This window comes from uncultured Desulfovibrio sp., assembly GCF_902477725.1.
In the GTDB taxonomy this organism is placed as follows: Bacteria; Desulfobacterota; Desulfovibrionia; order Desulfovibrionales; family Desulfovibrionaceae; genus Desulfovibrio.
This window is the reverse complement of sequence record NZ_CABSIF010000007.1, coordinates 200257-213570: the sequence shown is the minus strand read 5'-3', so window position 1 is coordinate 213570 and position 13314 is coordinate 200257. Positions and strand designations below refer to the sequence as shown.

At 61.6% G+C, this 13314-nt stretch carries 12 protein-coding genes; 7 read left to right on the top strand and 5 right to left on the bottom strand.

What is annotated here, in order from left to right:
- Positions 1-9 precede the first annotated feature (9 nt).
- Together RDK48_RS08660 and RDK48_RS08655 are read right to left on the bottom strand one after the other, a co-directional pair.
- A complete protein-coding gene (locus RDK48_RS08660; protein WP_298991912.1) occupies positions 10-1884 on the bottom strand; it encodes a UbiD family decarboxylase in 1875 nt (624 codons plus the stop codon).
- Entirely contained in the window at positions 1881-2411 is a 531-nt protein-coding gene (locus RDK48_RS08655; RefSeq protein ID WP_298991915.1) for an NUDIX hydrolase, read from the bottom strand. The genes RDK48_RS08660 and RDK48_RS08655 overlap by 4 nt, the downstream gene beginning before the upstream one ends.
- 155 nt (positions 2412-2566) lie before the next feature.
- On the opposite strand from RDK48_RS08655, the gene RDK48_RS08650 reads away from it, so the two are divergent.
- Positions 2567-3145 carry a MarR family winged helix-turn-helix transcriptional regulator gene (locus RDK48_RS08650; RefSeq protein WP_298991918.1) on the top strand — a complete coding sequence of 193 codons (579 nt, stop codon included), beginning with the start codon at positions 2567-2569 and terminating at the stop codon, positions 3143-3145.
- Positions 3146-3163: 18 nt separating this feature from the next.
- Here RDK48_RS08650 and RDK48_RS08645 read toward each other — a convergent pair whose 3' ends face one another.
- Positions 3164-3883, bottom strand: coding sequence for an L-threonylcarbamoyladenylate synthase (locus RDK48_RS08645; protein WP_298991921.1), 720 nt, complete (start codon positions 3881-3883; stop codon positions 3164-3166).
- Between RDK48_RS08645 and RDK48_RS08640 the strand changes: the two genes are divergently transcribed.
- Positions 3882-4355: a 23S rRNA (pseudouridine(1915)-N(3))-methyltransferase RlmH gene (locus RDK48_RS08640; protein WP_298991924.1), complete on the top strand. Its 474-nt coding sequence runs from the start codon at positions 3882-3884 to the stop codon at positions 4353-4355. The two genes, RDK48_RS08645 and RDK48_RS08640, sit on opposite strands and share 2 nt — an antisense overlap.
- A 181-nt stretch (positions 4356-4536) precedes the next feature.
- On the opposite strand, the gene RDK48_RS08635 is transcribed toward RDK48_RS08640, so the two are convergent.
- Together RDK48_RS08635 and RDK48_RS08630 are read right to left on the bottom strand one after the other, a co-directional pair.
- Positions 4537-7026: an STT3 domain-containing protein gene (locus RDK48_RS08635; protein WP_298991927.1), complete on the bottom strand. Its 2490-nt coding sequence runs from the start codon at positions 7024-7026 to the stop codon at positions 4537-4539.
- A 120-nt stretch (positions 7027-7146) separates the two neighbouring features.
- On the bottom strand, positions 7147-7842 hold the full coding sequence (locus RDK48_RS08630) for a 16S rRNA (guanine(527)-N(7))-methyltransferase RsmG (RefSeq protein WP_374042254.1): 696 nt from the start codon (positions 7840-7842) through the stop codon (positions 7147-7149).
- A gap of 205 nt (positions 7843-8047) precedes the next feature.
- On the opposite strand from RDK48_RS08630, the gene RDK48_RS08625 reads away from it, so the two are divergent.
- From RDK48_RS08625 to ruvC, 5 genes are all read left to right on the top strand, one after another.
- Positions 8048-8989, top strand: a complete 942-nt coding sequence (locus RDK48_RS08625) for an ACP S-malonyltransferase (protein ID WP_298991932.1) — start codon at positions 8048-8050, stop codon at positions 8987-8989.
- A gap of 192 nt (positions 8990-9181) precedes the next feature.
- Positions 9182-10837, top strand: a complete 1656-nt coding sequence (argS, locus tag RDK48_RS08620) for an arginine--tRNA ligase (RefSeq protein ID WP_298991935.1) — start codon at positions 9182-9184, stop codon at positions 10835-10837.
- A gap of 271 nt (positions 10838-11108) precedes the next feature.
- Positions 11109-11972 (top strand): SPOR domain-containing protein, encoded by an 864-nt coding sequence (locus RDK48_RS08615; protein WP_298991938.1) that lies wholly within the window; start codon positions 11109-11111, stop codon positions 11970-11972.
- 8 nt (positions 11973-11980) lie between these two features.
- Complete coding sequence (locus RDK48_RS08610) at positions 11981-12784, top strand: ABC transporter permease (protein ID WP_022657885.1); 804 nt, start codon at positions 11981-11983, stop codon at positions 12782-12784.
- A gap of 6 nt (positions 12785-12790) precedes the next feature.
- Positions 12791-13294, top strand: coding sequence for a crossover junction endodeoxyribonuclease RuvC (gene ruvC / locus RDK48_RS08605; RefSeq protein ID WP_022657884.1), 504 nt, complete (start codon positions 12791-12793; stop codon positions 13292-13294).
- Positions 13295-13314: the final 20 nt, after the last annotated feature.

The window sequence follows — 13314 nt, the reverse complement described above, 5'->3', positions numbered from 1 at the left end:
TCCCCCAGGTTACAAGTAGTTGTGTAAGGGGCCGCCCGGCGCTGCCAGGGCTTCCACCTTACGTATGACCGCCGGTTCCTCTTCCAGTGGGGGGGCATGGAAGGGCTTCAGGCGTGCGTCGATGACCAGCGGCGCTTCGCACGACCAGTGCCTGGCCCGTGTGGCGGCATGAGCGCCATACACGTCTGTGGCCGGGTCTGACCGGGTAAAGGCCACCCACAAAAAATTATCCAGATTTGCGGCGCAAAAGTCCGCATCGTCCGCCACTATCGCAAGCGGGAAGGCCTCGCGCCCCGGCCACTGGGCCAGAGCCTGCGCAAGCGCTTCCATCTGCGGATCGGGCTGGCTGCGATCAAGGGCATGCCTCGGCCCGCCAATGGCAACAAGGCCGGGGCCACACACGCGCACCGGGCCAAAGCCCTCCGGCAGAGGCGGCAGGTCTGCGGCAGGGCCGGAAAGTTCACACCCAAGCTCCCGCCGTTTTTTACCGGCAGAGGCCCACACAAGCTTGGAGCCTTCGTTAAGCGCGCTGCCCGTGTAGTCCAGCGTATCATTGGTACTGCGGGTGATGAAGTGCAGATCGCGCGAAAAATCAGCCCGCTCCAGCAAATGCCGCAAAAAGGCGGGCACATCGCGGGCGGTGAGGCCCGGCGCGTCTTCATGCGCCACAAGAAAAACATACTTTGCCAGGGCCGTCTGGGTGGTCCCGAGCAGATGCAGGCCCGCAGTGATCAGTTCGCGCGGGCGACGCTCGTCTTCATAGGGCGTATAACGTTCGCTGCCCACGGCCAGCAGCAGCGGATGCACCCCGGCTGCGTCCACGGCATGCACGTCGCACACGCCCTGAAAAACCTGCGGCACCAGCGGCCCTGTGAGTTCGTGGATAAAGTCGCCAAAGACCGTATCTTCCTGCGGCGGACGGCCCACGGCGGTAAAGGGCCAGATGGCCCCCTTACGGTGATAGACGGCATCCACCTTGAGCACGGGGAAATCATGCGCGAGGCTGTAATAACCCACATGATCGCCAAAGGGGCCTTCGGGCTTGCAATGGGGCAGCACGTGCCCGCTGATGCAAAAATCCGCCTGCGCGAGCACCGGCAGGGTCAGACCCGGCACTGCGGCCATCTCTGTGCGCCTGCCGCCGAGCAATCCGGCAAAGCGCAGTTCGGAAAGCCCTTCGGGCAAGGGCATGACCGCAGCCACGGTGAGGCTGGGTGGCCCGCCCACATAAACATGCACGGGCAGGGGTTTGCCCATTTCCAGCGTACGGGCGTGGTGTGCTCCTATGCCCCGGTGAATCTGATAATGCAGGCCCACCTCGTTCGCCGCGTACTCGTTGCCGCCAAGCTGCACACGGTACATGCCGAGGTTGGAGGCGTCCGCGCCTGGCTTGGCGGGGTCTTCGCTGTACACCAGAGGCAGGGTAATGAAGGGGCCGCCGTCCATGGGCCAGCAGACAAGCTGGGGCAGGTCGGCCAGCTTGCACTGGCATTCCAGCACCGGGGCCGCTGCCGCCGCCTGCTCCGCTCGCACCCGGCTCACACTCGGCAGCATGTTCAGCAGACCGGGCACAGCCTTGAGCGACTGCAAGGGATGTTTCATGGCTGCTGCGGGGTCTGCCTTGGCGGTCAGCACAGCCTCCACCGCAGGCAAGCTGCGCCGAAAAATAAAATGCAGGCGCTCACGCGTGCCAAAAAGATTGGAGAGCATGGGGAAGGGCGTGCCCTTGACCCGCGTAAACAGCAGGGCCGGAGCCTTGGCGCGGAAGGCGCGCCGCTGGATGGCGGCCAGTTCCAGATGCGGATCGACCTCGGCGTCAATGCGCACCAGATGACCATTGGCCTCAAGATCGGCAACGCATTCCTGAAGATTGCGATAACTCATGAATGCGTCCCTTCCCCGCAGGTTCCGGCTGCTCCGGCAACCGCGTCAAATGATGGCTGTATGCCGGCAAGCAAACGCTCACCAGCCAGCATGGCCTTGAAATCTGCCAGAATCTGCGCATGGTCAAAGACCAGCGGCTGCGGCAGTGCATCCAGAGGATAAAAGGCCGCATGGGCCGCATCGTCCCCGGCGCACAAGGCTTCGGGATTGCTCGGTCTGCCTGTAAAAGCCACGGTCAGCGTGTGCTGGCGGGGGTCACGGTCGGGTCTGGAATACACGCCCAAAAGCCCGGTCAGCTCCACGTCCAGCCCGGTTTCTTCACGCATTTCGCGCACTGCGGCGGTTTCCGCGCATTCGCCCTCTTCAATAAAACCGCCGGGCAGGGCAAAGCCCACGGGGTCGTTGGCGCGGCTGATGATGACCACCCCGCGATCAGGCGAATAGATAACCACATCTGCCGTGGGCGTGGGATTTTTATAGCTGGAATAAGGCTCGCCGCAATGCGGGCAGATAACCTGGCGTTTCATGCGTTCTCCGTATGGTTCGCGCCATTGCGCGCAACTGCCGCATACTAAGCCAGCATGCCCCGCGCCGCAAGCGCTGGGAGCAAATGCCGCCGAGCTGGCAATTACTGCCCCGCGCGACAATTGACAAAAAAGTATGGAAGCCATACCAAAACACCATGAAAAATGACTGCCATAAAAAAACCGCCGTTGAACTGCGCATCCAGAAATCCATGATCAAAACTCTTGGGCATGCCCCCGCCCACGCCACGCGCAGCGCGCCGGTCAGCATCTCGCTGCTGGGCATAGTGACCCGGTTTTATGAGCTTGAGCGGCAGTGCAGCAAATTCGGCACCGATGTGGACATCCATCTGGCAGAAATCCACACAATCATGGCCATCCACAACAATGAAGGCATCCATGTGGGTGGACTGGCCGAACTGCTGGGCGTTACCAAGGGCAGCGTTTCTGAGCTGTTGCGCAGGCTGGAGCGCAAGGGCCTGGCCTACAAGGCCAAGGATCCGCTTAAAATGACCCGCCTCAATGTTTTTTTGACGGAAAAGGGCAAAATTGCCAGCAGCCACCATCTGGGTTTTCACGCGCAGCTGGACGAGCTGGTGGACAAGGCTATGGGCAGCCGTTCGTCGGAGGAAGTGAAAAGTATCGTGAGCTTTCTGAATGAAATCCTGACCAGACTGACTGAGGCGGACGTCAAGGATGACCTGCCGCAGCAACAAAAATCTGAAGCGGAAGCCTGAACCGCCACGCTGGACAGATCAGACCAGAGCAAAACCTGCGGCCTCAAGGGCGGCGGCACTCACTGCCCCGGCCCGCACTATCCGCAGCCGCCCTGCCCCGCCAGCCCCGCCGCTCAGCGGCTCCACCACGGTTGAGGGCAAGCCGCCAGCGGGCAGCGGCCCTCCAAGAGCCAATGGCAGGGAAACTTCTGCTTTTGCAGCCTGCGTCATGCTGCGCAATGCTTCCAGCAGGGCCGGATCAAGCTTGTCTGGAGAGCATACGGGCGCACCGCCGCTGAGGTTGGCACTGCTAGCCGTAAGCGCGCCGCCTGCCTGCTCCGCCAGTTGCGCAGCCAGTGGATGCGGCGTCACGCGCACCGCCGCAAGCCCCTGCCCGTTGACCAGTGCCGGGGGCAAACAGGAGCGCGCGGGCAGCAAAACCGTGAGCGGGCCGGGCCAAAAGGCCAAAAGCCCCTTGGGCATGGCGGCAAGTTCCGCCACGGCATCCACCTGCGCCGCATTCGCCGCCAGCAGGGGCAAGGGTTTGTGGACGGGCCGATGCTTCAACTGATACACCCTTGCCACGGCTTCCGCGTTGGCGGCAAGGCAGCCCAGCCCATAGAACGTCTCCGTAGGAAACACGAGCACGCCGCCGTTACGCAAAAAACGCGCCGCAGCCACAAGCTCCATCCCGGCATCCGGGCTGATACTGCATTCAGACGCGCCATCCGCCATATTTAACGAAGCATGAGAAGACATGACTGGCAAACCCTTGAAATACATAAGTGTGGGCAAACTGAAAACGCCGTTCTGGAAGGATGCCGCAGCCCACTACACCACGCGCATCACCCGCTGGCGCAAGCTGGACATAACCGAAGTGCGCGACGGCGATTCCGCCCTGCCGCAAGATCAGCGCAACGCCCTTGAAGGACGCCGCATCATTGAGGCCCTCGACCCGCAAGACATAGCGCTCGTTCTTGACGAACACGGCCAGCACCTCACCTCGCCCCAGCTGGCAGATATGCTGCGCCAGATGGATCACGACGCCCGAGGCAGAGCCTGCTTTATTGTGGGCGGCGCGTGGGGGCTGGATGAAGCCGTGCGCCAGCGCGCCAGCCGCTGCATCAGTCTTTCGCACATGACCCTGCCCCACGAACTGGCCAGAGTGGTTCTGCTTGAGCAGCTTTACCGGGCGGAATGCATCCTGCGCAAGGTTCCGTACCACCACTAGAGGTCTGTCTCTAACTGCTTCTTTTGTCCAACTGGCTGCGTCAAAAGGTTATTTTTACTCCAGTCATGTACCGTAAGAGTACACTTCTTTCGCAAAAAAACCTTTTTCCTTGCCCTTGGCGCAAAATCATCCAGTTAGACTGCCCTTGATTGCACATGCGGCGGCCCGCAAACGCAACCACCTACAGAACTTCGTAAATCCTGGCGAACACGTTGTCGTACACCAGCTTGAAATAGGGCGAAACGCGCGGATCCTGCGGGTCGCCCACCAAAAGCTGCACCATCAGCGAATTGTACAAACCCGCATCCATGGCAAGCTTTTCGTCCGTTACGCGGTTGAAAAAAAAGTTGATGTTGCGGCGCTTGGAAAGAAATTCGTGCTGTTCTTCGGGCGTTGCCGAGGGATGCGCGTCAAACCAGTCCTGAATATAGTTGCGGCGCGTCACGCCAGTCTCTTCAAACACGCTGATGGACGAGGCATAAATGGCGCTGCTGTTGCCCTCAAGCCGCACCTCGCCCGAATCGAGCTTGTAGGCAAGGGCCTGCGGCACAATGGAAAGCGCCCCGCCTTCGCCCGCACGGGTAACAAAATTCCAGTTGCCAAAATTGCTTATCCAGAAACCAAGCCGCAGCATTTCAAAGCTCACCACCACATAGAGCCGCCCCTTGGTTTCAATGAGCGGGGTCTCGGGCGAGCGCAGCTTGTCCATAAGGGCCTGCGCGCCTTCACCGTCCAGACCTTCAAACACATTGCCCGGCTCATTGCCGCACTGGGCCGTATAGCGGATGATCTGGCGCGCAAAGCGCGGATTGTCTGTGGCAAAAACCGCTGCGGGCAGATAGAGGGACGGCCCTGCATGCTGCGCTCCATCAGCAATGGTCTGCCGCTGGGCAAAGTGGTTGGCGGCATAGCCCCAATCCCACCACAGCCAGAGCATGGCATCGGGCGGGGTCATGGCCTTGGCGCGCAAAAGGGCTTCTGCATGGCGGCGGTTGATGATTGGCCCCTGCGACATGGCCGGGATCATATCGGCAAAGGGAGCTACCAGCAGGGCCAGCAGCACGCCGCTGGTCAGGATACCCGCCACAGCGCCGCGCAAATCCACGCGCAGCAGCCTTTGCAGCAGCCAGTAAAAGGGCAAGGTCAGCCCAATGGCCATGATGGGTGCGCCAAACATGACCATGCGGCCCCCCATCTTGACGCTCAGAATACCCAGCCCTGCCAGCGGCAGCAAAAAGAGCGCACCTGGGCGGCGTATCGCTACCAGGGCAAAACCCAGCAGACCAAGCACCGCGGCTTCCATCCAGGGATGGAAGTAGGGAAAAATCTCGATGATGCCCAGATCCTGCACTTCAATGATGGACTGCGCCACCGAGGGATACTCCAGCGAAAGCCCGCCGCCAGTGCTCTTCACATCACCCGTATGTTTCACATAGGCATTGATGTGGTTCACAATGGACGTAAGAATTTCACCCTGAAGCATCAAAAAGCCCACGCCCACCAGCAGAAGGGCCAGCAGCCAGGGGCGGCACAGCAGGCGGCGCAGGCGGTAGCCTGTCCTTGTGCCAGCAGCCAGCAACAGGAAACTGAAGCTGAGGCCCCACGGCCCCGCCAGCGTAGGCAGGGCATAGGCCATGCTGCCCAGAAGCAGCAGGGCGCGCCGCCCGCGCGGGGCCATCACCATGCTCATAAAGGCCAGCAATGCCACATTGTAGCGGATCAGGTACGGAAAAACAGAATGCCATTCCTGCGTCCACCACGAAACGACGCCGGAACAGCCAAGCAGCACAACCCATTGCCAGCGCAGGGGATTGCCCATGTGCTCCGCCTGTTTGAGGCGCGGCGTCCAGTGGCCCTCGGGCTGATTGCGGGAAAAAAGGCGGCGCAGGTTCATCACGCCGGAAGTCATGGAAAGACGACGCAGTACCATACCCGGCAGCAGCATATAGCGCATGGCCCAACTGGCCGGGGCAAGGGTCATGAGCAGGGGAAAGAACAGGGTTACGAGGTCGGTATCGTAAAATCCCAGCAGGGTGCGGGCCAGAAAACCCGGCGCAATGGATGTGAGTATGCCTGCGGCAACGCCAGCTTCAATGCTGCCCAGCGCCCACACCCAGGCAAAGGCGATAACAGCCACAAAGCTCGCCAGCAAGGCAGGGAACCAAAAGGCCACGGCAGCGGGAGAAGTGCCCACAAGGTCGGACATGGCCTTGAGCATCACAGACATGGGATGCCCCACGGCAAGGCCGAAATCTTCCGCCCCGGCCACCCATGTATAGGCATCATGCGTGGCCAGAAGCCACTCGTTGCCAAGGCGGTATTCCGGATTTTGCCAGCAGGGCCATTCCAGCATGCGAAGGGCAAAGGCAAGGGCAAGCGTCACCAGCCCCCAGAACAGCCCCCGTGCCCAATACCGCCCGGAAGGCAGCGAGCGTTTGCCGCTGTGCAACCCTGCGCCGCCAGTGGGCAACAGAACCCCGCCGTGCGCGGCATGTGAGGCGGCGGGCTGCTTCGCACAGGCTGACTCCGCAGCAGGCAGCTCTTCAGATTCGAGGTGCGGCTGCCCTGTGCGCCGGGTTTCGTCTGCATCGTTTCCGGCAGGCGCGGCGCTGGCAGAGGCTTGGGCTGCGGGGTGCATGGCGTTCTCCGTAAGGATCATGGTCCTGTTCATACTGGCATGCAGATGGCGACAAAAAGTCCTGTGCGGCGGCTCTTGGGCCATTCACGCGCATAACAAGGTCTGCGCGGTTTGCCACAGAGCTTTTCGCCAGACCATTCAGGTATACGTACTTTATCCAGCCCGATGCGTTGCAGCATCATAGGTCAGCCGCTCGGCCCCTGCGCTGGGAGCAAGCGCCCAGAACCAGCGCCCGTGCCCGCCTACAACATAAGAGAGCTGTTCCACCAGACGCCAGGGCGCTGGCAGCTCGCTGGGGGCTGGCTCAAGTGCCAGCACGACCAGCACTCCGTTATCGTGCAGCCTGGGGCTGGCGAGGTCAAGCAGTTGCCGCCAGGGCATGAAGGCCCGGCTCAAAATGCAGTCCGCCTTATAATACTGACCCTGAAAAAAATGCTCCACCGGCCCTCTGAAAATATGGGTGGAGGGCAACTGAAGGCGGGAAAGTACACTGGAGATGAACAGGGCGCGCTTTTCGCGCACTTCTATCATATAGTATGCGCCGCGCGTCCAGGCCATGCGCAGGGGAATGCCCGGCAGGCCTGCGCCCGCGCCAAGATCCCAGCACAGGGGAGCTTCGGGCAGATCAAGCTTGTCCAGAAAGCCGGCCAGATGAAAGCTGTCCACCGCCAGCCGGGTAAGCATATCCTGCCAGGTGTGCGGGCCGACCAGATTCATGGCCTTGTTCCACTGGCAGAGCATTTCAAGATATTCCGCCAGCGGCTCCAGAGCCGATTGCGGCACTTCCGCGCCCGAGGCCGCAGCCAGACGCGCCAATTCCTTTCTGTCAACCGATTGTCGCTGCATGATCCTTTCCTGCGCTTGTTCGCCCGTTGCGGGCCTTTCCGGCGTTTCTGCCGGGTTCACTGTCATATCCCCGCAGACCGGGACTTGCAAGCCCTGCGCCGATAACGTAAAAAAGAGGGCTTGCGCGCAATGCGCACCCTAAACGAACCCAAGGCCGCAAGGCCACGCCAATGCGCGCACGTGCGCGCCACTGGAGGATAAACCCCGCATGACACAAGCCGTTTTGCTCTTTCCCGGCCAGGGCTCGCAAGAGTCGGGCATGGGCCGCGATCTGGCCGAGGCTTCTTCTGACGCCATGAACCTCTGGAAGCAGGCCGAGCGCATCAGTGGCCTGCCCCTGCGCGAAATTTACTGGGAAGGCGATGATGCCGCCATGAGCGACACCCGCGCCCTCCAGCCCGCCCTCACAGTGGTGAACCTGAACCTCTGGAGCGCGGTTGCCGCGCGCGCCAACGTGTGCGGCGCAGCCGGGCACAGCCTTGGCGAGTTCAGCGCCATGGCCGCCGCTGGCGTGCTTTCTGCCGAGAGCGCCCTTGAGCTTACAGCCCTGCGTGGCCGCCTCATGGCCGAGGCCGATCCCGACGGCAAGGGCGGCATGGCCGCTCTGCTCAAGCTGGATCAGCCCGCCATTGAAGAAATTGTGGCCGAAACCGTTGCCCAGTGCGGCGAACTGTTGCTGGTGGCCAACTACAACACCCCCGGCCAGCTTGTTATCAGCGGGGCCAAGGCCGCCGTGGCCCTGGCCTGCCAGAAGGCCAAGGAGCGCAAGGGCCGTGGCCTTGAACTCAAGGTCAGCGGCGCGTTCCACAGTCCCATGATGGCCGAGGCCAACAAAGAACTCACCCCCCTGCTGCGCAAGGCCGTGTGGAGCAAGCCCAAGTTCCCCGTATACTGCAATGCCCACGGCAAGGCCGTGACAGATGGCGAAAGCGCCCGCGAAAGCCTGCTTGTGCAGATGACATCCTCCGTGCAGTGGACAGACACCGTGCGCAACCAGTATGCCGACGGCGCGCGCCGCTGGCTGGAGCTTGGCCCCAAGGCCGTGCTCGGCAAGATGGTGGCCCCCTGCCTTGCAGGAACTGCCACGGCGGAAGACCTTGCCATTGAGCTCGTTAACAACGCCGAAACAGCGGCGGCCTTTGCAGGATAGGTTTTTGCGGAGGAAGGCCTTTCACGCGGACGGCCTTCCCCGCCTTGCCTGAAACTTTTTCTTCATGCGTCTCCGTGCGGTACTGTCGCAACCGGCCTGCGCATGAACCTGAAACGGGGTTCCCGGCGGCAGTGCCCCGGGCCGCCCGAGGCGTAAAGCCGCAACCGTTGCACAATAAAGGACACCAGCACTATGCGCGCCATTGACACCCTGCGCACGGCCCTCAAGGCCATTATTGAAGAAGAAGGCCTTGCCTGGCCCGTCAAAACCGTTATTGAACCGCCCCGCGACCCCAAGCACGGCGATCTTTCCGTCAACTCCGCCATGCTGCTCGCCAAGGAAGCCAAGGCCAACCCCCGCGAACTGGCGCAGAAATTCGCCCAGAAGCTTGTGGAGCGCTGCCCCGATGTGTCCCATGCCGAAGCCGCCGGCCCCGGATTCTGCAACGTGACCTTCACGCAGGATTTCTGGCGCGCTACCGTGGCGGACATTGAAGCCGCGGGCAAGGAATACGGCAAGAGCACGGGCGGCGCAGGCAAAAAAGTGCTGCTGGAATATGTTTCCGCCAATCCCACCGGCCCCCTGCATGTGGGCCACGGGCGCGGCGCTGCCGTGGGCGACAGCCTTGCCCGCCTGCTGCGCGTGGCTGGTTATGACGTTAACACCGAATACTACATCAATGATGCCGGTCGCCAGATGCGCCTGCTGGGCCTTTCTGTGTGGCTGCGCGCCAAGGAACTGGCCGGAAAGCCCGTCACCTGGCCCGAAGACTACTACAAGGGCGACTATATCATCGACATCGCCCGCGAAATGCTGGATGCCAACCCCGCCCTCGTGGAACTGCCCGACGCCGAAGGCCAGGACGTGTGCTACGACAAGGCCATGAACGACATCCTGAACGGCATCAAGGACGACCTCAACGAATTCCGCGTGGAGCACCAGCGCTGGTTCTCTGAAAAAACCCTTGTGGAAGGCGGGGCCGTTGCTGCGGCTTTTGACGCGCTTGATTCTGCCGGGTATACGTATGAGAAAGACAATGCCTACTGGTTTGCCACCGAAAATCTGGGCGACGACAAAAACCGCGTGCTGCGCAAGTCGGACGGCAGCCTGACCTACTTTGCCTCCGACATCGCCTACCATCACGACAAATTTCAGCGCGGCTACGACTGGCTCATTGATATCTGGGGCGCGGATCACCACGGCTACATCCCCCGCATGCGCGCGGCCATCACGGCCATGGGCAAAACGCAGGACAGCTTTGACGTGGTGCTCATCCAGCTGGTGAACCTGCTGCGCGAGGGCCAGCCCGTGAGCATGTCCACCCGCGCGGGCACCTTTGAAACCCTGGCCGATGTCATCAAGGAAGTGGGCGTTGACGCGGCGCGCTTCATGTTTCTTTCGCGCAAGAGCGACAGCCCGCTGGACTTTGACCTTGAGCTTGCCAAGCAGCGCAGCCTCGACAACCCGGTGTACTATGTGCAGTACGCCCACGCGCGCATCTGCGCCGTGCTGCGCCGGGCTGAGGAACGCGGCTTCGTGCTGCCCGCCAAGGCCGATGCGGAGCTGCTGCACGGGCTGGATACGCCCGAAGACATGGCCCTGCTGCGCAAGGCCGCCACGTTTGAAGACATGCTGGCCTCCGCCGCCAAATCGCTTGGCGTCCACCACGTGAGCACCTACCTCACGGAACTGGCCGGACAGCTGCACAGCTACTATGCCAGGCATCAGGTGCTGCTGGCCGATGACGCGCCCCGCACCCTGGCCCGCCTTGCCCTCCTGCGTTCCATCGGTCAGGTGCTGCGCAACGGTCTGGACGTGCTTGGCGTGAGCGCCCCGGAAAGCATGTAACATTCGTCTAAACTGGATTTTGAACTGTTCTCGAACGGAAACAGCGTCGGTTCGATCCTGCCAGATGGCCCCTGTGGGGCCACTCCCGCAGAACCATCCCCGCTGTTTGCATAAACGTCGAATATTCGGCGTGCGACAAATCTGCTCTGTGCCTGTTACCGTTAAGGCGCGTTTTGGACGAGGCCTTGCGTGTGCTCTGCCTGCCCCGGACAAGACGCGCCTTAACGGTTAAACCAAACCCCGCAGATTACCGCACGACGGAGGATAATGAATGGCCGCCCCCTTACGTAAACCCCGCAAATCCGCCGTTTCCCAACCTTCTGGCGAGAAGCGCCGCTTTGTCATCCGCCTTTCGGGGCCAATGCTTGCCCTGCTGGGCGCAATCCTCTCGGTTGCTGTGGGCTGGTCATTTTTTATGGGATTCATGGTCGGGCGCGGGCAAAACCCTGAAACGCGTGTGGAGCAGATGACCAGCATGATCTCCAAGGACGCGCCCAAGGCCAAACCAGCCCCGGAGGCCCCCGCGCCTGACGCGGCAGCTCCGGCGGCACAGGCCGAAACCGCCGATGCCCAGAATCCGGCCCCCGGCGCTGAGGAAAATCAGGCTACGCCCGCAGGCGCGCCCCAACCCGGCAAACCGGGGCAGGATCAAAAGGGACAGAAAGCAGCAGCCCAGCCGCCGCAGGGGAAACAGGGCCAGCAATCCCCGCAGGGAGCCTATCCCTTTGCGCAGCCTTCGGGCAACAGTCTGGCGGCCTGGGGCATCAAACCCGGCGCAAACCAGAATGGGCAGGGCCAGGGCGCTCAAGCCAACGGACAGGCCAGCGCACAAAACGGGGCGCAGGCAGCAAAGCCCGCACCGGCCAAGACTGGCCCGCAGTTTGATTATGTATATCAGGTAGCTGCATTCAAATCTGACGAAGACGCGGACAAACTGCGCACTCGCCTTGAAGGCAAGGGGCTGCGCACCCGTACCCAGAAAAACGGCAAGCTCGTGCTGGTTATGGTCAGCATTCGCGGCACGGAAGACGATGCATTCAACCTGCGTGAAGACCTGCGCCACATGAAGCTGGGCGTACCCATTCAGATTTCGCAAAAACCTGTTTCAAGCAAACCGCAAAAATCAGGGCGGTGAGGCAAACCATGACCGCAACCGAAAATTTCGGCGATTTTCTGCGCAAGATAGGCCGCCCCTGCCTGAACGGCATAGACGCTCTTGGCAACACTGCACTGTTCATGTTTGGAGGTCTGGCCCAGATATTTGCCAGCCCCAAGATTTTTCCGCGCACCATGCAGCAGCTCTATGTCATTGGCTCCAAATCGCTCTTTCTTATCATGCTGATCGGCGTGTTCTGCGGCATGGTGCTGGGGCTTCAGGGCTACTACACCCTGGTGAAGTTCGGCTCCGTGGGCATGCTTGGCTCTGCCGTGTCGCTCACCCTGATCCGCGAGCTTGGGCCGGTGCTCACGGCCATCATGCTCACGGGCCGCGCCGGGTCTTCCATGACGGCAGAAATCGGCGTCATGCGCATTACCGACCAGATTGACGCACTGGACGTCATGGATATCAATTCCATGGGCTATCTGGTCAGCCCGCGCCTCCTGGCCTCGCTCATCGCCTTTCCGCTGCTGACGGCGGTATTTGACGTTATCGGCATCATCGGCGGCTATCTCACGGGTGTGCTCATGCTGGGCATCAACGAAGGCGCGTATTTTTACCGCATCACCAGCTCGGTGACGGCAACGGACGTGAACGGCGGTTTCATCAAGGCCGTGCTCTTTGGTCTGCTTGTGACCACCATCTGCTGCCGCCAGGGCTATTACACCAACAAGAGGCGCGACAGCGTTGGCCCGGAGGCCGTGGGCAACGCCACTACCTCTGCCGTGGTTATTTCCTGCGTGCTGATTCTTGCGGCTGACTACATTGTTACCTCATTTTTGCTGTAACAGACCATGCAGTCTGTAACGGTCATCGGCATCGACCCCGGCTCCCAGCGCACGGGCTGGGGCGTGGTGCGCGAGGTTTCGGGCGTGTTGCAGCTGGTGGACTGCGGCGTGGTGCGCACGGCCTCGGCGGGAAAAGAATTTTCTGACCGCCTCGCCCGCATCTATCATGAGCTTTCAGGCGTTCTGGCCCGCCTCAAGCCGGAAGAAGCCGCCATCGAGCAGGTCTTTACCGCCAAGAACGCGGCTTCGGCCCTCAAGCTTGGTCAGGCGCGGGGCGTTGCCGTGGCCGCCTGCGCGGCGCACGGCCTCACCATCAGCGATTATGAACCGACCCTTGTCAAAAAATCCCTTGTGGGAACGGGCCGGGCAGAGAAGGAGCAGGTGGCCTTTATGGTGCAGCGCCTGCTCAACGTCAAAAACGCCAACTGGGCGCTGGATACCTCCGATGCGCTGGCTGTGGCAGTATGCCACCTGACCGTGCGCCGCTTTGCCGCCCTGGCGGGCAAGTAGAGTCCACCAAAGTCCGTATC